The organism is Xanthomonas sp. NCPPB 2632 (genome assembly GCF_041228075.2).
Taxonomy (GTDB): Bacteria; Pseudomonadota; Gammaproteobacteria; order Xanthomonadales; family Rhodanobacteraceae; genus Luteibacter.
In genome coordinates this window covers 485563-507483 of the sequence record NZ_CM192979.1, presented here as the reverse complement: position 1 = coordinate 507483, position 21921 = coordinate 485563, and the positions used below count along the sequence as shown (strand labels likewise).

Annotated in this window: 16 protein-coding genes and 1 pseudogene; 14 read left to right on the top strand and 3 right to left on the bottom strand. The window is 60.6% G+C overall.

What is annotated here, in order from left to right:
- The first annotated feature begins 1047 nt into the window (after positions 1-1047).
- The 5 genes and pseudogenes from AB8808_RS02180 (at position 1048) to AB8808_RS02160 (ending at position 7065) form a co-directional block, all read left to right on the top strand.
- Positions 1048-3036 (top strand): TnsB C-terminal domain-containing protein, encoded by a 1989-nt coding sequence (locus AB8808_RS02180; protein ID WP_369926362.1) that lies wholly within the window; start codon positions 1048-1050, stop codon positions 3034-3036.
- Positions 3026-4024 (top strand): TniB family NTP-binding protein, encoded by a 999-nt coding sequence (locus AB8808_RS02175; protein ID WP_369926360.1) that lies wholly within the window; start codon positions 3026-3028, stop codon positions 4022-4024. Before AB8808_RS02180 ends, AB8808_RS02175 begins: the two co-directional genes overlap by 11 nt.
- Complete coding sequence (locus AB8808_RS02170) at positions 4025-5542, top strand: hypothetical protein (protein WP_369926358.1); 1518 nt, start codon at positions 4025-4027, stop codon at positions 5540-5542.
- Positions 5539-5898: pseudogene (locus AB8808_RS02165) on the top strand (TniQ family protein); the annotation flags it as partial. The gene AB8808_RS02170 and the pseudogene AB8808_RS02165, both read left to right, overlap by 4 nt.
- A 462-nt stretch (positions 5899-6360) precedes the next feature.
- Positions 6361-7065 (top strand): hypothetical protein, encoded by a 705-nt coding sequence (locus AB8808_RS02160; protein ID WP_369931360.1) that lies wholly within the window; start codon positions 6361-6363, stop codon positions 7063-7065.
- A 668-nt stretch (positions 7066-7733) separates the two neighbouring features.
- Here AB8808_RS02160 and AB8808_RS02155 read toward each other — a convergent pair.
- Together AB8808_RS02155 and AB8808_RS02150 are read right to left on the bottom strand one after the other, a co-directional pair.
- Entirely contained in the window at positions 7734-8150 is a 417-nt protein-coding gene (locus tag AB8808_RS02155; RefSeq protein WP_369926356.1) for a hypothetical protein, read from the bottom strand.
- A 117-nt stretch (positions 8151-8267) separates the two neighbouring features.
- Entirely contained in the window at positions 8268-8399 is a 132-nt protein-coding gene (locus tag AB8808_RS02150; protein ID WP_369926354.1) for a hypothetical protein, read from the bottom strand.
- A gap of 355 nt (positions 8400-8754) precedes the next feature.
- On the opposite strand from AB8808_RS02150, the gene AB8808_RS02145 reads away from it, so the two are divergent.
- Positions 8755-9303, top strand: a complete 549-nt coding sequence (locus AB8808_RS02145) for a hypothetical protein (RefSeq protein WP_369926352.1) — start codon at positions 8755-8757, stop codon at positions 9301-9303.
- A gap of 423 nt (positions 9304-9726) precedes the next feature.
- Positions 9727-11283 carry a vWA domain-containing protein gene (locus AB8808_RS02140; protein WP_369926350.1) on the top strand — a complete coding sequence of 519 codons (1557 nt, stop codon included), beginning with the start codon at positions 9727-9729 and terminating at the stop codon, positions 11281-11283.
- A 113-nt stretch (positions 11284-11396) separates the two neighbouring features.
- Here the strand turns inward: AB8808_RS02140 and AB8808_RS02135 are convergent, their stop codons facing one another.
- Positions 11397-12122 (bottom strand): hypothetical protein, encoded by a 726-nt coding sequence (locus AB8808_RS02135; protein WP_369926348.1) that lies wholly within the window; start codon positions 12120-12122, stop codon positions 11397-11399.
- A 224-nt stretch (positions 12123-12346) separates the two neighbouring features.
- Between AB8808_RS02135 and AB8808_RS02130 the strand changes: the two genes are divergently transcribed.
- The 7 genes from AB8808_RS02130 to AB8808_RS02100 all read left to right on the top strand — a co-directional run bounded on the left by AB8808_RS02130 (position 12347) and on the right by AB8808_RS02100 (position 21689).
- Positions 12347-13012 carry a response regulator gene (locus AB8808_RS02130; RefSeq protein WP_369926346.1) on the top strand — a complete coding sequence of 222 codons (666 nt, stop codon included), beginning with the start codon at positions 12347-12349 and terminating at the stop codon, positions 13010-13012.
- The gene (locus AB8808_RS02125) at positions 13009-14421 is read left to right on the top strand and encodes an ATP-binding protein (RefSeq protein WP_369926344.1); all 1413 of its coding nucleotides are present in this window, start codon (positions 13009-13011) and stop codon (positions 14419-14421) included. The genes AB8808_RS02130 and AB8808_RS02125 overlap by 4 nt, the downstream gene beginning before the upstream one ends.
- A gap of 188 nt (positions 14422-14609) precedes the next feature.
- A complete protein-coding gene (locus AB8808_RS02120; protein WP_369926342.1) occupies positions 14610-17849 on the top strand; it encodes an efflux RND transporter permease subunit in 3240 nt (1079 codons plus the stop codon).
- Positions 17839-19026 carry an efflux RND transporter periplasmic adaptor subunit gene (locus AB8808_RS02115; protein WP_369926341.1) on the top strand — a complete coding sequence of 396 codons (1188 nt, stop codon included), beginning with the start codon at positions 17839-17841 and terminating at the stop codon, positions 19024-19026. Before AB8808_RS02120 ends, AB8808_RS02115 begins: the two co-directional genes overlap by 11 nt.
- Before the next feature lie 34 nt (positions 19027-19060).
- The gene (locus tag AB8808_RS02110) at positions 19061-20473 is read left to right on the top strand and encodes an efflux transporter outer membrane subunit (RefSeq protein WP_369931316.1); all 1413 of its coding nucleotides are present in this window, start codon (positions 19061-19063) and stop codon (positions 20471-20473) included.
- A gap of 74 nt (positions 20474-20547) precedes the next feature.
- Positions 20548-21057 (top strand): hypothetical protein, encoded by a 510-nt coding sequence (locus AB8808_RS02105; RefSeq protein ID WP_369926339.1) that lies wholly within the window; start codon positions 20548-20550, stop codon positions 21055-21057.
- Between the two features lie 122 nt (positions 21058-21179).
- Positions 21180-21689, top strand: a complete 510-nt coding sequence (locus AB8808_RS02100; protein ID WP_369926337.1) for a hypothetical protein — start codon at positions 21180-21182, stop codon at positions 21687-21689.
- Positions 21690-21921 lie beyond the last annotated feature (232 nt).

The following is a 21921-nucleotide window of genomic DNA, read 5'->3' as shown; positions in this document are numbered from 1 at the left end:
ACGAATCGGTCATGTCCATGGCGAGTGGCCACTTTGACACCATGCCCAGTGTCCCGAATCGCCCGGGGGCGGGTGAGCGGGTGTACGTTCGCAGCACTACGCATGGTGCGCGGTAAACACGAGTGGCATCGACGCAAAGTTCGGGCAGTACTTCTACGCTTGACATGAAGCACAGGTAGGAGAATGCTTCTGTCAGATGCTCGGGCGAGGCGTAACAGTGGCCGTTCAACGAGTCGATCAGTCGAACAATATCGACAGTACTGTCGACGAGCTTCGTTTCCCTGCAGGCAACGGATTCGCTGTCGTCCCCTACACGACGCTGTCGCACTACGTTACGGGTGTTTCTTTCGAAGGAAATCGTTGGAATCATCCCTCCTTTCGCATGACATGGCCCGAGATCGGTGGTCGATGTAGACGCGTCTTGACTCGCTCCGGGATGCGTCGACGATTTGTCGTCCCGGGCTATAGACATGGGCGCAGGGAAATCCACTGCGAGTCGACGGAAGAGCGCGATGTGGCGCTAATACTGGATTCGATGGCAAACCTCGCCTTCCAGGAACAGCCGGCGTTGATCGACTTCCTCTGGCGGGGCGAGCGCCACATACACTATCCGGACTTCGCGATCTGGTTGCCGCAGGGGCTATATTTCGTGGAGTGTAAGCGAGACGATGAGGGCCAGTCGCTCGGCATACGCGCTCGCACTGAACACCTCACGGATATCTTGGGCGAAGCCGGCATAGTCTATCGACTCCTAACGCGCGGGGAACTAGACCGCACGTTCCACGTCCAAAATGCTAAAACGCTTCGCGCGGCGCGCAACGCGAGCTTGTCGCCCTCAGACGATCGGAAGATGCGAATCGTTATATCGAAGGGCCCGTGTGCCATCAACTACCTGGTGGCAGCAATTAACCCTACAAGAAATAGGTCCATTGAAGTCGTTCAGGGAATCTACTCGGCTATTTACGCCGGAGCCCTATCGCTCGACTGGAATGTTCCTCTGGATCGGAATTCGTTGGTCGATCGCGGAGACACTGAGGCTCGCTTTCCATGGCCACTGCATCACTACGCCAAAACCAGCTGATTCGCCTTCGCGGTGCGTTGTGCAAGATGACCGCAAAACTGCCTGACGGTAGATGGCAGCTCGTTGAAATCTCTACAGGGTTAATTGACGCGCAAACTGACCTCGATCTTTTGCGCGCCTACGAGCGAAAGGAGTTGGCCTTTTGCTCCGTTGAGGATCCATCCAGGCACCCCAACGATCCACTGGCGAACCAACTATCCGAAAAGGCGCAGGATGCAGGCCTGAGCAACAGCGGGGCCAGCGCGCGCCACGAAGCGGAGATGCGGCTGAACTACGTTAATGGCACGAGGGGGCTTAGAAGTTCGGATCTGGAAGCTGCTATCGCAGCGATTCACAGGCAACTGGGCTGGCCCGACCGGGCACCGAAGATTAGATCGGTCGCTTATTGGTGCGCGGCAGCCAAAGGAGCGGCCGACCCGATCGCCGCTCTAATATCCGAACACCATCGCAAAGGCCGCTCTGGGGATCGCTATAGCGCCGAGGTGATGGATCTCATGCGCGACGTCCGAGACAACAGCTATATGAAATGTTCGCCGCGGCTGAGCGTTACAGCTGCTGTGCAGGAAGTGCAAGACAAGATTCGACTTGCCAACGCCAGCCGCCCCAAATGTGATCGTATGCCCATACCGGCGCGGCGAGCCTTTCAACGGGTCATCTCTGAAATCCCGGACTCCGACATGATTGCCGCACGGCACGGTCGAGATGCCGCGCTCGCCATCCGCCGCGCCGGCCTCGGCGGCGTCAGGACGAGTCACCCATTGGAAAGGTGCGAAGTCGACCATACTCCGCTGTCCATCGTGCTATTGGATGAGGACTTCGTTCCGTGGGGCAGAGCAAATGCCTCGATGGCATACGACCCGGCTATCGGTGGTTTAACCGGAATCTACGCGGGGCCGGAGGTGCCAAGCATCGTAAGCGTCGCGCGCTGCATGAAGTCCTCGATCACACCCAAGATTGATCTACTTGAGCCCTACGACGTAAAGGGCGACTGGCCATGCTTCGGCATAGCCGAGACCTATGTCGTCGACAACGGGCTAGAGGAACACGCGTCGGCGTTTAGGCAGGCGGCGTGGGAGATGAATTCTGTCTTGGAATTCTGCCCGCGTAAGTCGCCATGGACAAAGCCGAACATTGAGAGACATATACGCTCCATGGATGTTGACCTTCTTCAAAAGCTTCCCGGTTGCACGATGGAGAATGCGCTACAGAGGTGCAACTTCACGCCCGGACGCGACCTCCTGCTTCGACGTTCGACCTTTGACAAGATTCTCATGCGATGGATCGTCGACATTCATCTTCGGAAGGGTCGTCCTGGCCTCTTCGGGCGCGCCCCGGTCGACATCTGGAACGCGTATGCACGCGACCACGAGATCCCGATGGCTTCCAAATCCGTACTTTTAGAACGGCTCTTTCTCCGTCGTGTGGAAGGAAGACAGCTCGACCACGAGGGAGTGGAGTTTGACAAGCTGATCTACAACTCGCGCGACATGGCCCTAGTAAGAGCTAACTTAGGGTCCATTCTTAAAGTCGACATCTGGGTAAGTGACGAGGACTTAGGATTTATCAATGTGGAGCTTCCAGGAACCGACGTCTGGATTCGCGTCCCTTGTTTAGACATTGACTACGCATCGGGCACGACGCGCTGGCAGCACAACCGGGCCAAAAAAATGCAGCGCGTGGTGCGCAACGAGGGGAAAGAGCTCTCGCTCGCCGAATCACGTCAGGCGATCCGTCTGCTTATTGCGGAGGATGAGCGCGAGTTGAAACAAGCCCTGCGCAAGCGACGTGGCCGATTCACAGAACGCCCGGCGATCCCGCCGGAGCGATCCGCGAAACCGAACGACGGCTTTAAAGCACCGCGACCCGATCCGACCGATCTGCAACAAAGTGTGGCGACCGCGATCGACGTGCCCGACTTCCCGCTCCTTTCCCGAGGACCCGACGATGGCGCGTAAGACCCTCCCGCCCGAACTGCTTGCGCGGGTAAGCAACACGCGCATAGGAACACCCTACTGCGACGGAGCCCTGGCAAGGCTCGATCAAGTGTATAGAGGTAGCATGCTGGGAGCTTTGGCCAACCTCCTACTCGTCGGTGAAACCGGTACAGGAAAGACAGCTGTACTCGAGCTTTTTCGCCAACGTCATCCTCCGAGCCGAACGGCTGCGGGTGTTGTGCGCCCGGTCCTGTTCGCAAAGACACCCGCGAATCCGACGCCGATCAGCCTCATGGAGCGGTTACTCAAGGCGTTAGGTGACCCAAAGCCGACCCACGGCACGGCTGGCACTAAGAGTATGCGGATAGCCACCCTTATAGAGGGACAGGGCGTGCGTCTTCTACTTGTCGATGACTTGCAACATATGGTCGATAAGAAGACCGATTTCGCCGTGTACGAAGCCGCCGATTGCCTTAAAGAGATCGTCACTGAGTCGAATATCAGCCTTGTCGGTGCCGGCTTGTACGATGCCATGACCGTTGTGCGATCGAACGAACAACTCATTCGACGTCATCTCAGTCCCATCGTCATGCCACGGTTCGATTGGGCGGAGCACGACTCTCGCGAGTGCTTTGCGGGCCTTCTCAAAGGATTTCGCCTGAACCTTCCAGAACTGGACATGCCCGAGCTGGAATCTACGGAAATGGCTTTTCGCATCTATCTATCTAGCGGTGGCCTCGTGGGTCTGGTGGCAAACCTGTTGCAGCAGGTAGTTTGGGACGCCGTCGACAAGCAGGCCGCTGTCATTCGTCTAGCTGACTTCGCCATAGCCCATAGCAAAGCCGCCTTCGACGGCGATCAGTACAACCCGTTTCTGCCTAGGTTCGATTTGGCAAAAGGTGTGGAAGATCGGATAGCAATGGCCAAGAAAATCGCCGCCAGGGTTCCGCGGCCACGACGCGGCTCAGTACCCACGCCCAAGATTCGGTTGGCCCAAGTCGGCCTCTAGATGAACGCAGCAGTCCTCACGATTACACCGAGTCGTCATGATGACGAATCGCCCTATACCTATCTTTTGAGGCTCAGCCAGGTTAACGGCCATCGGGGACTGCGATTCATCGGCGTCGGCTTCGGCGTGAATCTGTACGGTGGAGCGGGCGGTGTCGCGGCGATAGCAACTATTTGCCGAGCGCTGGGGCGCGCCCCCGCATTCCTGAATCCAGAAGTGACGTCCGCCCTAGCAGGGGGCAGCGCCTTCTCACTTTGCGGCAGTTGTGTCGTGCGCGCAAAAAACGTCGTTTCTGTCGGCACAAAAACTTGTCCACAGTGCATGAGAGAAAAGGACTACTGCCGGACGTGGTGGGATGTGATTGCGTACGATGCGTGCACCGTTCACGGTTGCTGTTTACTCCATCAGTGCCAGCGTTGCGGATCCCCTATCCAACTCAAACGATCGCATATGGACCGCTGCGATTGTGGTGAGACGTTTTCGAGCGCAAGGACGATATCAGCTGAGCGAGCAATCGTCGGGCTAGCCGAAATTGTCGAGTGGAAACTGGGAGGTGGTAGCGATTTGTTCACTGCCCGGGCCTTAGCCTTTCCCGTCGATCAGCTTGCGAATTGCAGCTTCAATGCCGCAATTCATCTGGTTGGAGCGTTAGCCTGCGCAGCCACCTCAGATCATGAAAATCACTATGTCAGAGAATATACGAAGCGGCACGAGCTGCTGAGGTACGCGGCAGCTGCACTCGTCGACTGGCCTAGGGGTTTCCACCACTATCTAGGTCAGATGCGCGACTTGCGCTCGCCGAACGGGCCTGCGCCAAGCTACCACCGAGACATGGCCTATCTGTTGAGACCAGTAGCAGCCGCAAACGAGGATGGTTGTCTCGACTTCGTTGAGGATGAGATCGTCCGCTTCGGCTATCGCATGTGCTACGGGGTGATAAGGGCGCCTGAGCGGCTGAAGGGTCGTCTACCTGCACGTCGTTTTGGCTCCTATCGTGATGCGGCGGTCATTCTTAATGTTTCCAATGTAACCGCGGCTCGCTTCAAAGCTTCTGGCAAGCTGGACCCCTATGTGGTTAATTCCACAGGCGTACGCGGCCAGGTGGCTCTAGACCTGGATGCCGTTCGCCGCTCCGCATGGAAATACCATCGAAATGTTTCCAATCGTGTCATTGGAAGGAACAGCGGACTTCCGGTGTCCTTGGTTACTCGTGTCACGAAGCCGTATTTTGTTCGGCGATTTCGCTTGGCTGCACACGGACTCGACAACCGGTCCGTTGTCCAGGCATTTGTGGACCTCTTAGTCGAGAAATCCCGCAACGCACGCCAAGCTGAGTTCATCAACCTCGCGAAGTTCATCCAATCAAATGTGCGTGTCGAACATAAATTGTCGCTCCTTACGGCGATCGCTGAGGGAAGAGTTCTTACATCGAGTCATGGAAACACTGTTGAGTCGATTGACTTCCCGCGCAATTGGCGCGAAACGGCGCGAAAACCGAAGGATACCTCAGCGAAATGACGCCCGAACTGGACGCTGGAGCGCTAACGCTTACCCCCGATCCATTCTGGGATGAATCGCCCTATGGCTACATACTGAGGCTGACCGAGGCAAATGGTCATCGGGGACACAGCCTTATTGCTAACCTTTGCAACGGCCGGCGGAGAGTGCACGGCAGTTTCTCTGTATCGTCCGATATCGCGAAACTTCCGACCCTTCTGGGTCGACGGCTCCCATTCCATACGGAGGAGATGGATCAACTGTTGGACCAGGGGGATAAGAACCTCGGTGTGATCGCAGGACGCGTCATCCACGCGAAGAATGCGATATTCCCTCTAACGAAGCTCTGTCCACAGTGCTTCGCAGAGAGTCCCTATTGGAGGACATGGTGGGACCTTCTCTATGTTGACGCTTGCGCGGTCCACGGCTGCAAACTCGTGCAGCAGTGCGGGGCTTGCGGCGAATCTATTCAATTCAGACGCTCCTCGCTCACCGCGTGCCGCTGCGGCAATCCCTTTTCGGCTCTCAAGACGAAGTCCGGAGACATTGGCGCAATTGCGCTCGCGGAAGTCATAGAGACCACATTCGGCGGCGGCTGCGGGCTATCGACTGCTCTAGGGGCTGGACTGCCGGTTGAACAGTTATACGCGTGCGGTCCGGAGACCCTAGTCTCCACCATTGGAGTTCTAATTAACATCTCCGAGGAGCAGGGAAAGGGGCGTTATGTCAAGGCATACTCGCGTCGGAGTAAGCTCATACCGGCCGCAGCCAGCGCATTAGTAAACTGGCCAATGGGCCTCCATCGATTCATGCGTGATCGATGCACTAGAGACAGAGCTATGCACCAGCTACCGACCTTCCGGGAAGAAGTCGGTCGCTTTCTTATTACGCTTGATCTTATCAATGAGAAAGACCGTCTTCGCTTCCTTATCAACGAGCTCATGAGGTTTGCCTATCGAAACTGCTATGGGCAGATCAATGCGCCCGATGGATGCAGGGGCCCCTGGCCCGAACGTCGATTCGGCAGTACGACCGATGGAGCCGCCCTCATTGGCATTCCACACCACACGATGTTGCGTGAGATTTACCGCGGACGGATGGACGACGTGATAGCCGGTATCATTGCGAAGCCCCAAACGCGACTCCGACAGTGGGCAATTAACCTTGATGCGGTGAGGCGGCGGGACTGGTACGTTAGAACGACGGGGGATCATCGCTTGGCGGGCAAGCGCTTCGGCCTCGGAAGTGCGCTCGTCTCGGCCATCATCGACAGCCCGTTGGTACGAAAGTATGCGCTCGACATCGACGGATGCGATGCCGTGTCGGTGCTGGAGCGCCTCTGTTCGCTCGCAATCGATCGGTGTCCTTCGGAAGGACCCATCGGCCCCTTCAATCTCCTTGAGCTACTACGGTCGACTACGCAGACTCACCGAAAACTATCGCTGCTGGACGCGCTGCTTGAAGGCAGGATTGATGCGAATAGCGACGGGGCCACGTTTGGTTCGATTGGCTTGTTGCAGTCAGTCAAGAATGTTCGACTTTAAACACCTACCTGCAGATCGTACCGGCCAAACTGGACGGTCTGCGACAGACGCGAAGCGCCGGAAGCCAAGGCACCGTCCACAGATGCAGTCCCGAAGGAGGGCCGTGTTTAGGCCTCGAACCTAACGTTACAGCTGGTACGTTGCGTTCATTACATCGAGGATGGGCCATGCCAAAGTCGTATCTAAAAGGATCGGCCGAGAATCGGTAAAAGAGCGCACTGTGGCTCGTAAGTTGTTGAACTAAAATCCCTATGACGCCTATGATCCAACATCAACCGTCAGTTTGAACGGCGCAACCGATATCGTTGCGGTAATCCAATAGCTTGAAGTTCTCATCGCTCTCGGCTTGGGTTATCACGTACTCAGCCACAAGTACTGCGCGCGCACGGTCTAATTTTTTACCCTCCTTGGTTTGTGCGTTACCAGCGGCTAATCGGTCAACGCCGCTGATTTGTCCGGGCTCTCTATGGCACCAAGTATGAATTCCTTTAGCTGCTGCACGTAGAACAGGACCATGATCATTTCGAAGTCACGAACCTTCAAGATGTCCGCCTCCCACGTGAGAAGGGCTGAACTACTCGGTCGGTAGTTGTGCACGGTTTTCACCCGGTGGGAAGCTCACTGCGACGGCGACGGCGACGGAAGCGCGGGCGCGGTTCTTGAACGTTTCATCGTGGGCCCGCTGGAAACATTGCGGCGCGCACCGCTTCGTAATCCTTGGCAATCCGATCGAGATGCACTCCGACATTTTTTATCAGCACGGCTGTGCCATTTTTTATAATGCTCGCCTGGGTGAAAGCATCACCGGAATACTCGTCGACGTGCTTGCCGATAACCGGATGCTTTGAAGGGCCGGCGATGTAGGTTTCGAGGGCCGCTTCAATCAGCACGAACTTGTTAGCCATGCTCAAGATCCCACCCACACCCGCCTCCGCGCCGACCTCGTGAACCGGAATACGCTCACGTGCCTGTACAAGCCGCTGGGTGACGATCTTGTTGTAGACGGCAAGGAGGGCGATTGACGGGTCTTCATGACACATAGCCCCTCGAATCTGCTCGGCGATAGTATGGGCAGCTTCAACCACCGCGAATTGGCCCCGCGTTCGTGTTTCAGTCGCTGCGCGCTGCGCGGCGGTAACGGCATCGATCGCGGCTCGGCTTTGTTTCGCTCTCACTAGGTAGGCGATGCCGATGGCTAGTACTCAGCCGAACGCCTGCACCCAAGCCGCAAGCGTTTGGCTTGCGGGTGATGGGAGCCAGTAGGCATGCACAGCGACCGCCATGGCGCAGTCAGCTGCCAATCCGAAGAGAAGCCAAGGGATCACCTTCTTCATGCACGTGCTTTCCTTGTGCGGGCGTCCCATCGTATGACCAAACGATAACGACGCGGTAGGTCACCTGAGGAACCCGGTGGTCAGGTCGACGGCGAGACGTTAGGCACCGCTCCCGGGAGCGGTTGAAGACTGGACAACATGGATTCGATGGTCCCCCAGCGGTCCCCTTGCGCCTTCGCGTCTCGCAAGGCCTCCGACAGAGCGATTCGTTCGACGTCCCACTGCGCGCGCGCCACGGACTGCTCGCCGCGCATGGTCTCCAGATTCGCCGTCATGTAGCAGATACGCTTTTCGAGCGATCGGTTCCTCTGCTGCATTGCATTCGCTTCGGTAGCCCGCTCCTGAGCTGCTTGAAGTGCCGCCGACCTTCTCGCAGGTCCTTGTCTTGCTGTCCGGCTTGCTCGGTGAGCCGGGCGTTGTCACGATTAAGCGCCAACAGTCCCTGGTTCTTCGTCGCGAAGCTGTCGGTGGCGCGACGCAATTCGACCTGCAGGGCTTACACCGCCTGCTCGTGCTGACGGGCATCGATCTCACGCTGCTCCTTGGAGGCCTGCCGGAAGTGATCCAGGGCATCGCGTGCTTGGGCGTGTTTGGTTTCGACCGAGGCCAAGTGTTCCTCGTGCTCGGCCAGCTGTCGTTCAAGGCCAGCCATACGCTCATGCAGACCGACGATCGTGGTATCGCGTTCGCGCAGGACTTATTCGGTCGTTGCGAGGGTTCGGTGGGCGTCGGCCAAGGTGAACCGCAAACGCTGGATATGGTCGCTCGCCTCATGGGCTTGCTGGGTCAATGTGGTGACCTCGCCGTGAGCGGCGGCGACCTGCGAATTCAGGTGCTTGACTGGACGCGGGCGCGAAGGCTCGAAGCGGCATCGTTTAGTACAACGGGATTCGGACTAGTTTAGCGGCGCCGCAGTTCGCCGAACGAGCGGGTCATTGGCGCTGGCGCGTGACAGCCAATTGCATATCCCCAGAACGCAACCCCAGCGTCGACGATTGACCTCCAGAGCCCCATCGCGGCCACACGGCGCCAGCGCCGGCAACGGCGAGGCTCATTTCGAGGCTAATGCTCGGTGAGCATATGGCGCACCCCGAGAGGGGCTCCTTCCCTGCGCGAGGGGCCCGTCTCCAGCCGGCCTGGTCCGCCGAGCGGTGACCGTGTCTTCCAACTGTCACAAATCAGCCATAGAAGCGTAAAGCGTTTAACTCATCCTTCACGCTGTTGGCCCTGCTTGAGGATTTTCGGACAGAAAAGACTCAGCGGGGGCACAGGGGTCCACACACATTCCATACAGCGGAGAAATCCCATGCGTTCCAAGTTGCTCACGGTGGCCATCGCCGCCGGTTTGGGCCTGACGAGCTTCGCGACCCTCGCGGCCACGCCGAAGTCGCAGCAGCCGAGCCGCGTCACGATCGATGCGGCCACCCTTCAGCAGCTGCAGGCGCAGCTCGCCGCCCTTCAGTCACAGGTGGCCGACCTCCAGGCGAAGCAGGATGCCCAAGCCGACGCGCAGATCGAGACCGCCAAGGTCATCAACGACACGCAGGTTATTGCTGCCGATGCCACAGCCGCTGCCAAGAAGTCTTCGGACAAGCTTTCTTACAAGGGCGTAAACCTGACCCTCGGTGGCTTCCTGGCGGCGGAGTCAATTTACCGTACGCATCAGGAAGGCGCGGATATCGCGTCGAACTGGAACGCGATTCCGTACAAGAACTCCTCCGTCGGCCGCATGTCGGAAGGCCGCTTCAGCGCACGCCAGAGCCGCGTGTCGATGCTGGCCCAGGGTGATGTAAGCCCGGACACCCATGTCGCTGGCTACATCGAGGCCGACTTCCTGGGCGGCGCGCAGACCGCCAACCAGAACGAGTCCAACTCGTTCAACCCGCGCGAGCGCAACGTCTATATGACGGTGGACTGGGACAACCCGGGCCTGCACCTGCTGGCCGGTCAGAACTGGTCGCTGCTGACGCTCAACAGCAAGGGCATCACTCCCCGCAACGAGGCTGCTCCGCCGCAGATCGACGCGCAGTACCTGCCTGGCTTCGCCTGGGCGCGTCAGGCTCAGATCCGCCTGGTGAAGGACTTCAACAAGCAGTATTGGCTAGGTATCTCGCTGGAGAATCCGCAGACGACCTTCTACGTCAGCCCGAACCAAGCCAAAGCTCCGGTCACCTCCATCTACAACACGACGGCCGGCTCGGGCTATGACTCGGCCAACACGCTTTCGATCAACCACATCCCTGATGTGATCGTGAAGTTCGCGGCCGATCCCGGCTTCGGTCATTACGAAATCTTCGGTCTGGGTCGCGCGTTCTACAACCGCTACAACTCGGGCGCGGGCAACAGCAACCACAATGTGTACGGCGGAGGCTTTGGCGTCGGCATGCTGCTGCCAGTCGTCGACAAGGTGCTCGACTTCCAGTTTACCGGCATGAAGGGTCGTGGCATCGGCCGTTACGGTTCGGCGCAGCTGCCGGACGTGACCTTCAAACCGAACGGTGAAATCGCGCCGATCAAGGAAAACATGCTGCTGGCCGGTTTGACCTGGCACGCCTCGCCGGACCTGGATATCTACGGCTTTGGCGGCCGCGAACGCGAAGAGAAGCAGGACTTCGCATACAACGGCGTGGCGCTAGGCTATGGCAACAAGGCGTACAACAACGCCGGTTGCGACATCGAAGGCGGCACGTGCGTGGGCAATACCAAGCAGATCTGGAACGGCACGCTGGGCTTCTGGTGGAAGTTCTACCAGGGCAAGTTCGGCAAGGCCCAGTTCGGTGCACAGTACTCGCACACTGTTCGCACAGCGTTTGAGGGCGTCGGTGGTTCGCCGGAGGCGAAGGAAGATATGGTCTTCACCAGCTTCCGCTACTACCCGTTCTGATACCACCATCGGAAAGGAGTTCGACCCAAGGACGGCACAAGCGGCGGGCATGGCCCGCCGCTTTTCTTTTGCGCGGCAGGCCGCCCCTGTGCCAGCGCACCTTGCCGTGCGGGTTACCCGTCCGTGTCGCCGACCTCCGCCTCGCCGGAGCCCTTGCTGACCCCAGGCGCCCACCGGGCGTTGGGCCGCAGCGCCTTGAGCTTTCCTAAGAAGCGATCTCGCGCTTCCCGGGGCAGCTCAACGATGAATGCGCACCGGTCGACCAAGCCATTGAACGATGCCCCGATGGCAAATGCCCGGCGGTGGTCAAACACCCATACCCGGTCATGGAGGTCCTGGGTGAGCCGATGGATGAGCGCGATGCCGCGGCTGGCGCACACCTCGTGCAGGCCCGTGGCGATTGTAGGGTGGCGTTTCCCGGGTTTGACGAAAATCTCGAGCTGGGTCAACCCTGGCGGTAGGGCAGCATCGAGATCAATGACGTGCGCCTGAGGGGAAATCCCGGCCAGCCCTTGTAGCAAATACGGATCGCAGATGGTCAGGGTTGAGCAGTCGCCGACCGCCTTTCTCAGTTCCGTGAGCGAGCCAAGGGGTTCAACAGGGGAGGCATCCCCTTCTGGCGGGGCGGAACGGCCCGCATGAAGATCCGCCACCATGCTCGCAATGCGCTGGAGCGGGAGGGCGATGTCGGGGTCCACGGGCACCCGATAGCCGAGGTCCCCCAACTCGCGCTGGAGGGCCGTGATGGCAATCGAGCGCAGCCAAGGGTCGTCATTGCGCTCAACACCTTCGATGGCGCGGTTCAGGGCGGCGAGCAAGGCGGGCAGCGGGGCGGTCATGGGAATCCAGTAGTCGGTCGATGGGGAGCCTAATCGGCCGGTTGGGGCGGGGCAAGCGTGGCCAGGGCGCCCCGCGGTCCACACGGGGTTCGGGCTCCTACAGGACCCGGTTGACACCGGACACCGCGTCACGGCCCTGGCGTAGACTGGATGCTGGGGCACAAAAGGTTGGCAAAAGACTCCCCGGCGATCATGGTCGCTTTCGTCCCTCGAGCCCGTACCGCATGCACATCCTGTTACTGGAAGACGATATCGAGTTGGGCGAGGCCATCAAGCACGCGCTTGAGCACCAGTCCTACGCGGTGACGTGGCTCACCGACGGAAGGCAAGGCGCGGCGTCGTTGTCCGACACGGGTATCGATTTGATCTTGCTCGACCTGGGCCTACCGGGGAAAGACGGCTTGGAAGTGCTGCTCGAAGCACGCCGCGCGGGGGTGAAGACGCCCATCCTGGTGATGACCGCTCGGGATGCGACCGAGTCGCGCATCAAGGGCCTGGATCTGGGCGCAGACGATTACCTGGTCAAGCCCTTTGACTTGGGAGAACTGGCGGCACGCATTCGCTCACTGACCCGCCGCGCGCAGGGCCTGGTGGAAAATCGAGTGGAGGTGGGCAGTCTGGTGCTCGACCTGGCCACGAAGGGCGTAACCTTTCGGGGCGAACTGGTGACCTTGACCCGGCGGGAGTTCGCGGTGCTGCGCATCCTGACCGAGCGGGCAGGGCGCATCGTGCGCCGCGAAACGCTCGAAGGGTCGGTCTACGGGTACGACACAGTGGTGGATCGCAACGCCATTGAAGTGCACGTGCACTGGCTACGTCGGAAGTTGAGTTCCGAGGTTATCCACACGGTGCGCGGCATTGGCTACATGATGCCCCGGGAGCCCAAGTGACCTTCAGCAGCCTGCGCGCGCGCCTCACCTGGCTCATCATCCTCGTCCAGGTGGCCGTACTCATCCCGCTGGGGACCGTCAGCTACCAGCGCGAACTCCACGAGATGAATCAGCTCCTCGACGGGCGACTTGCGCAAGCCGGGCGAACGCTGGGCACCCTTATCGCATATGGGCATGGCAACTACGGGATGCAGGATCCTGCGAAGACCCTGCAGCTCGCCACCGAGGCGCAAAAGGGGACCGTCGTGGTCTCGGTCCATCCACGCAACTACGAGCCCGAGGTCGGCTTTCAGGCGTATGACCCTCAGCGCAAACTGGTCGCGGCAACCGCCAACCTGGCGGACTTGCCCCCGCCGGCCCCGAACGAGCGAGGGTTTCGCGACGCCGAATACCACGGTGTGCGCTGGCGGCTGTTCACGCTGACCAATCGGTTCAATCTTACTGTGCGCATCGGCGAGCGTGCGGAAAACCGGTCCGATATCACGCATGGGCTGGTCCTTGAGCACGCGTTGCCGCTCATCATCGGGTTGCCCCTGCTGGCCCTGCTGGCAGGGCTAGCGGTCAAGCAGGGACTCAAACCATTGGCTTTGCTTACCGAACTGCTGGCAGAGCGCGAACCGGGCAGCCGCAAGCTCATCTCCATTGATCGTTCGCCGGACGAGATCAAGCCGCTGATTGTGACGCTCAATCAACAGCTCGAGCGGTTGGAAGACGCGGTTGAACGCGAGCACCGATTCGCTGGAGATGTGGCGCACGAGCTGCGCACGCCACTGGCGGCCACCATGATTCACATGGAAAGCGCGCTCATTGCCGACGACCCGGCCGAGGTTCAATACACCCTCGGCAACGCTCGGCGCAGCTTGGTCCGCTTGGGGCGCCGCATCGAGCAAATTCTTGCGATCGCGCGCTTGGAAGCCGGCGCCGCCTCACAACACCGCGTGCCATTGGATTTAGTCATGGTGGCCACTGAAGTCATCGAAGAGCTGGCCCCGGTCATCGCCGAGAAAGACATTTCACTGAGCCTCAACCACGACGAGCCCGAGCTGTGGGTGTCGGGCCATGAGGTTGCGCTCACGGCAATGTTTCGCAACCTGATTGAAAACGCACTGCGCTATACCCCAGAGCGCGGCCAAGTCGATGTGGCTGTGCGTCGCCTGGACGGCAAGGTCTTGATTGCGGTCTCCGATGACGGGCCCGGCATTCCCAAGGACCGTCGGGAGGCCGCCTTTCAACGGGGATATCGTGGCGCCGACATGAAGGAGCCCGGATACGGGTTGGGGCTCAGCATCGTCCAGCGCGCGGTAGAGCTTCACGACGGGTCCATTGCGCTGCTTGAGGCCCCGTTGGGCAATGGGCTTTTGGTGCACATCCTCATGGATCCACTGACCAACGACGCCAGTAGACGCTGAGCGCCTGGCGCCAGATTCGAAACACAAAAGGTTTCCACAAGAATCGGTTCGGATAATGACCCAGGGCACTTCTGCCCGGGTCAGATCCGAGCGACACCGCCGATGAAACCTTCTGCGCCACCGCGCCATGCCCAGCGACCCGTCCGCGTCAAGACGCCGTCCTCTTTCTTGGCTCAGGGGCTCGCGGCATGCTAGCCCTCGTTCGCATCGCCCTCTCGCGTCCGTACACCTTCATCGTGCTGGCGCTGTTGATCCTCATCGCCGGTCCCCTGGCCGCCTTGCGAACGCCGACGGACATCTTTCCGAACATCGGTATCCCGGTCATCAGCGTGGTGTGGACCTATAACGGCCTGCCGCCGGACCAGATGTCGGGCCGCGTGATCTATTACTACGAACGCCAGTTGACCACCTCGGTCAACGACATCGAGCACATCGAGTCGCAGTCCTTGCCGGGCGTGGGCATCGTCAAGATTTTCTTCCAGCCGGGCGTGGATATTCGCACAGCCACAGCGCAGGTGACCTCCATCTCGCAGACGGTGGTCAAGCAGATGCCGCCGGGCATCACGCCGCCGCTCATCCTCAATTACAACGCCTCGACCGTGCCGGTGCTGCAGATGGCCCTGTCTAGCCCCATCTTATCGGAAGCCACCATCCGCGACATCGCGCAGAACTTCATGCGACCGACGCTGATTTCCGTGCCCGGCGTGGCCATTCCCACGCCCTACGGCGGCAAACAAAAGCAAGTAACGCTGGACTTGAATCCGCGCTCGCTGGCGGCCAAAGGCCTTTCGGCGCAGGACGTGGGCAACGCTTTGGCCGCACAGAACCAGATTATCCCCGTGGGCACGGCCAAGATTGGGACTTACGAGTATCACGTCCAACTCAATAACAGCCCAACGGCCATCGATGAGCTAAACAACCTGCCCATCAAGACCGTCAACGGCGCGACGATCACCATCGGCGATGTGGCCCATGTGCGCGACGGCGCGCCGCCGCAGAACAATGTGGTCCGCGTGGACGGCAAACGCGCCGTGCTGATGCCCGCACTGAAAAACGGCAACGCGTCGACCCTGGACGTGGTGGCCGGCATCAAGAAGCTGTTGCCGCTCATTGCCGAGACCCAACCCAAGTCGCTGCAGATGCATCTGCTGAGCGATCAGTCCATCTTTGTCAAAGCCGCCGTGGCCTCGGTGGCTCGCGAGGGCGTCATCGCAGCCCTTCTGACTTCCGTGATGATTCTGCTGTTCCTCGGCAGCTGGCGCTCGACGGTCATCATCGCGTTGTCCATCCCGCTGTCCATCCTGTCGGCCATTGCCTTGCTGTCGCTGTTCGGACAGACCTTGAACGTGATGACCCTGGGCGGCCTGGCGTTGGCGGTGGGCATTCTGGTCGACGACGCCACGGTGACCATCGAGAACATCAACTGGCATCTGGAACAAGGCAAGGGCGTCATGGACGCCATCATGGACGGCGCCAAGCAGATCGTGACGCCGGCCTTCGTGTCGCTGCTGTGCATCTGCATCGTCTTCGTGCCGATGTTCATGCTCGACGGCATCGCCGGCTTCCTGTTCCGCCCGATGGCCCTGGCGGTGATCTTCGCCATGGTGTCTTCCTTCATACTGTCCCGCACGCTGGTGCCAACGCTCGCGATGTTCTTGCTCAAGCCCCACCATCTGGAAGGCGGGGAGGGCGCGCATCCCGAGGACACCTATCTCAACCATCACGAGGGCGACCAGCACGGTCGCAAGCGCCGCAGTGCCGTAGTGCGCGGGCTGCTGCGGTTCCAGATGGGCTTTGAGCAGCGCTTCACGCAAGTCCGCGACGGCTACTACGGCTTGCTGGCGGTGGCTCTCGACAGCCGGAAGCGCTTTGTCGTCGGCTTCCTCGGGTTCGTCGTGGTGTCCTTTGCGCTGATTCCTGCATTGGGTCGGGATTTCTTCCCGACCGTGGATTCGGAATCGATCTCGATGCATGTGCGCGCGCCTATGGGCACCCGGGTCGAAGAGACCGCCGCCGAGTTCGATCACATCGAACGCGCGATCCGCGAGGTCATTCCGCCCGATCAGCTCGACACCATCATCGACAACATCGGCCTGCCGCTGAGCGGCGTGAACCTGGTTTACAGCAGCAGCGGTACCATCGGCTCGCAGGACGGCGATATCCAGATCGCCTTGAAGGAAGGCCATCGGCCGGCGGCCGATTTCATGAAGCAACTGCGCGAGAAGCTTCCGCGCGAATTCCCCGGCACCCAGTTCGCGTTCCTGCCGGCCGACATGACCAGTCAGATCCTTAACTTTGGTTCGCCCTCGCCGCTGGATGTCTCCATCGCCGGACGTGATCGCGTGGCCAACGAAGCCTACGCAGAAAGAATTATGAAAGAGCTGCGCAAGGTAGATGGCATCGTCGATGTCCGCTTGCAGCAAAGCTCGAGCTACCCGCAGTTGAACGTCAAAGTAGACCGAGTACGGGCGGATGGGTTGGGCATCACCGAGCGGGATGTCACCAATAGCATGGTGGCGTCTCTGGCAGGCAGCTCGCAGGTCGCCCCGGCCTTCTGGCTCAATCCGAAAAACGGCGTGTCCTACGCCATCGTGGCTTCCACACCGCAATACCTCATGGACTCGATGTCGGATCTGAAGGCGCTGCCGGTGACCTCCTCAGGCAACGGTGCCACGCAAATTCTGGGTGGTCTGGCGAGCTTCACCCGTGGGCCCAGCGATGCGGTGGTGTCTCACTACAACATCATGCCGTCGTATGACATCTATGCGTCCATCCAAGGCCGGGATTTGGGGGGCGTGGCCAGTGATGTGGAAAAGGTTCTGGCGCAGTTTGCAAGTCAGCGGCCGAAGGGCACCCTGGTCAGCCTGCACGGGCAGGTCGGCACGATGAACGAAGCCTTCAGCGGTCTGTTGTTCGGTCTGGTGGGGGCCGTGGTCCTCATCTACCTGCTCATCGTGGTCAATTTCCAATCGTGGATGGACCCGTTCGTCATCATCACCGCTTTGCCAGCGGCGCTCGCTGGCATCGTCTGGATGCTGTTTCTCACGCACACGAGCTTGTCCGTGCCCGCGCTCACCGGCGCCATCATGTGCATGGGGGTGGCCACGGCCAACGCCATCCTGGTGGTGACCTTCTGCCGCGAGCGGTTGGCCGAGCATGGGGACCCGGTCAAGGCGGCGCTCGAGGCCGGTTTCACCCGTTTCCGTCCGGTGTGCATGACGGCGCTCGCGATGATCATCGGCATGCTGCCCATGGCGCTCAGCCAGGAACAGAACTCACCGCTGGGGCGTGCGGTCATCGGCGGCCTCATGTTCGCCACGCTTGCCACCTTGCTGTTCGTGCCGGTCATCTTCGCGATCGTGCACGGCCGTCCCGCTCCCGCCTCTTCCAAACAGCCGCTTATCGGAGATCACTCCCATGTCGCATGAAGCCACCGCCGCGATACCCGGGCGGCCTCCCCGTGTCCGCTTGATTCTGGCCATCGGGATTGGCCTGGCCTCCATCGGGGTCATCGCCGGTCTGTCGTTGCGGTCCGTGGAGTCCCACGAGCTGACGACTTGGACCCAGGCGCAACTCACGCCGAGCGTGCAGGTCATTTCGGCCTCCGCGCTCAGTGCCAATCAAGGTCTGACGCTGCCGGGTCACCTCGATGCATGGATTGCCACCCCCATCCACGCGCGGGTCGGGGGGTATCTGAAGCAGTGGAATGTCGACATCGGCGAAAAGGTCAAAGCCGGCCAGGTGCTGGCGCTCATCGACACGCCGGAACTGGATCAGCAGTTCGAACAGGCCAAAGCCGAGTTGGTGCGCGCCCAAGCCAATGTGCGCTTGGCCGACACCACCGCCAAGCGCTGGCAGAACCTGCTCGCTTCGCATTCGGTGTCCAAGCAAGAGTCGGATGAAAAGTCGAGCGAAGCAGAGACGGCGCGCGCCAATCAGCTGGGCGCTCAGGCCGATGTGGACCGCCTGGCCGCGTTGGAATCATTCAAACGCATCGTCGCGCCGTTCGACGGGACGGTCACGGCGCGCAACACGGACATCGGCGACCTCATCACGGCGAACACCAACGGGGGCGAGCCACTCTTTTCCATCGCCGATACCAGCAAGATGCGGCTGTACACGCAGGTGCCGCAAAGCTACGCCTCCTCCATCGTTCCGGGCATGAAGGTGAAACTGCTGGTGCTGGGCCACGGCGGCGAGACCGTTGACGCCACGCTCATCGGTACGTCCCGGGCCATCAACCGCGCCTCCGGCACCTTGCTGGCTCAGTTCAAGGTCGACAATCCGCGCCAGGACCTTTTGCCTGGCGACTTCGCGGAAGTGCAGTTCTCCACGCACGCCGACGCCAACACCGTAACCGTCCCGGCCACGACCCTCCTGTTCCGCGCGCAGGGACCGCAGATCGCGGTGCTGGGCAAGGACAACCATGTGGTGTTGCGGGATGTGCACATAGCGATGGACATGGGCGACAAGCTGGAGATCGACAAAGGCCTTCAGCCGGACGACCGCATCATCGACCACCCAACGGATTCGCTGAGCCAGGGCGATCTGGTCCAGTTGGCACCCGCTGCCACCGACGAGAGCCACCATGCCAAGAAAGCATGATCTTGCAATCCGTGGTGGAGCATTGGTCTTGTTCGTGGCGCTGGGCGGCTGCTCGCTGGCGCCGGACTACGTGAAGCCCAACGCCGGTGCGCTGCCGGAGGCCTTTAAGGGTGCTGCCAATCCCGAAGGCTGGACGCAGGCCGATCCCAAGGACGCCGTTGCGCGCGGCCCGTGGTGGAAGGTCTATGGCGATCCCACCCTCGATGGCCTCGAATCCAAGTTGGACCACAACAACCCCGACATCGGCGTGGCCTTGGCCCGTCTGGATGCGTCGCGGGCCTATCTCCAGGAACTGGGGGCGCAGCAGTCGCCCCACGCAGGCATCGACGCCACACCGACCAACGCGCGGCAGTCCGATAACCGGCCGCTACGGGGCTCCAACCAGCCCAACGAATACGACACGCGGACGGTCGCCTTCAGTGCCAGCTACGAGCTGGACCTATGGGGCCGGATTCGCAATGAAGTGGCCGAAGGCAAGGCGCGTAGCGTTGCGGCGGAGGCGGACCTGGCCTCCGCCCGCCTGAGCCTCCAGGGGCGCCTTGCGGACTTGTACATCGCATTGCGGGGTGACGATGTGGAGCTGCGCATCGTCCAGGATTCGTTGGCCGCGTTCGGCAAGGGCCAGTCGATCACGCAAAAGCGCATGGATGGGGGCGTGTCGTCGGGGCTAGATCTGGCACGCGCGAACGCGCAATACGCCGATGCCCAGGCCCAAGAAACGGAGCTGCGTGTGCAGCGGGCACTCACCGAGCACGCCATCGCGGCGTTGGTCGGCGAATCCCCCTCGACCTTTTTCTTGGCCGCCCAGACCACGGCTCTGACCCTGCCAAGCATTCCGCTGGGTGTGCCTTCGACCTTGTTGGAGCGCCGGCCCGATATTGCTGCCGCCGAACGCCGTGCGTTCGCCGCCAACGCTGGCATTGGGGTCACGCGCGCGGCGTTCTACCCGACCATCAGCCTGGGTGCCGCCTTGGGCTGGCAGGACGTGGGGCACGGCAATCTCCTGGCGGCCAGCAACCAGTTTTGGAGCCTTGGGCCGTTGGCCTCTCTCAACTTATTGGACGGCGGCGTGCGGCGCGGCCGCGAGGCGGAAGCCAAAGCGGAGTTTGCTGCGGCCTCAGCGCAGTACCGCGGCCTGGTGCTGCACGCGTTCCAGCAAGTCGAAGACAACCTGTCCTTGCTCCAGGAGCTAGGCCGGGAAGGCCAGCAGGAAATGGCAGCGGCCGATGCCGCCAAGCAGTCCGAGACCTTGGCGACCAACCGATACAACGAGGGCGTCGTCAGCTACCTGGAGGTGGTCACGGCTCAGACCGCGGCGCTCAAGGCGCAGCGCACTGCTGAATTGGTGCGCACGCGGCAGCTGCAGGCGAGCGTAGATCTGATCCGTGCTCTGGGTGGCGGATGGCGCGCCGCTGCTCAAGACGAACCGCAGGTCAGCGCACGCTGACCCGAGGCGCTTATCACTGTTTAGCGTGACGTTCTGACGGGCTCGCGCGTCGTCCATCCGAGGAGATCTATCCGATGCAATTCAGACTCACGACTGTGCGCAGTGCTCTGGCTGTGTTCTTGGTGATGAGTGTTCTGACCGGCTGTGCTGCAGTCACCGAGACCAGCACGGTCAAGGAAAAAGACACCTACGACCTGTGGGACAAGCGGATGGACCACATTCCGTTCGTGTTTCACGATGCCGACGGTGCCGTGACCGCCTTTGACAACCGCGGCGACATCTTCAGCAAGCCCGCAACGGCTGTCGAGGCCGAGCACGGGCGCCGCGTGGAAATTTGGGTGGGGCATTTCAGCGGCCCGCTCAAGACCTTGTGCTCAGGTGCCCCCGCGTCGGTGCCCGATGCAAAGGGTCCAACGGTCGTGTCCGCGCTGTGTGATCGCGATCGATCCGTCGTCTCATTCGCTGATCGTGCGCGGGAGCGCGTAATTGCCACACGACCGGTTTACATCGCTCGTGCACGCAAACTGCTGCTCAACGGCATTTGGGAAAGCGTTGCGCAAGAGCCAGATCCGCTGCCGTACTGAAGCGGTAGCGGCAGGTGCAAGACCTATAGCCGGAGCGCTCGCGCTCTACCTGGTCGTGCTGGCGCCGTCATCTGTTCCGCTGTCGCTGGACAGCGAAACCATCGTCTTAGGAGATTCCTTGTATGCGCCTCACGCTAAGCACGCTGTTCCGCCCCATTGGGTTAGCGGCGATCGCTGTGGCCCTTGCTGGCTGCGCCACCCGCACCGAGACGCAAACGGTGCGGGACGAAGATACCTATAACGTTTGGTCGTCTCGCATCCAGCATCTGCCTTTCGTGGTCCATCAACCGGATGGACGGCTTGAGGCTTACGATGGGACAGGCGCTCCGTTTCCTAAAGCGGCTGCGATGGTGGAGGCCGAGCACGACGACCGTGTCGAAATCTACATTGGTCGCTTTGATGGGCCCGATAAGACGCTCTGCTACAGCACGCCTGATGCGTCCGAGCGCCCGAAGGGACCGAATGTGCTGGCCGCCTTGTGTGATCACGAGCGTTCCGTCGTTTCGTTGAGCGACCATTTGCGTGATCGAGCGCTCGCCGAGACCGGACCGTATATCGCGCGGACGCGACGAATCTTGCTGGAAGGAATCTTCCAAAGCGCCGCCCAGGAGCCTGCTGTGCGACCGTTTTGACGGGAGCGCCGCGTAAATAATCGATGCTTGTCTATTGCTCGGTGGCCCCGCCGATGCCATGGACCCAGCGATCTCGGTCAATCTGTGTTCGCAAGGCAGCGTGACGGGTTGACTTCCTGTGACTCGAGAGCCAACGCGCCGCCCAATGCTCGTTTGCCGGTAGTTATAAGACGATTTAATGCGCCTGCATCAAGAGGAAGGCCAGTGGAACCACCGACGCGCTCCAGTGCAC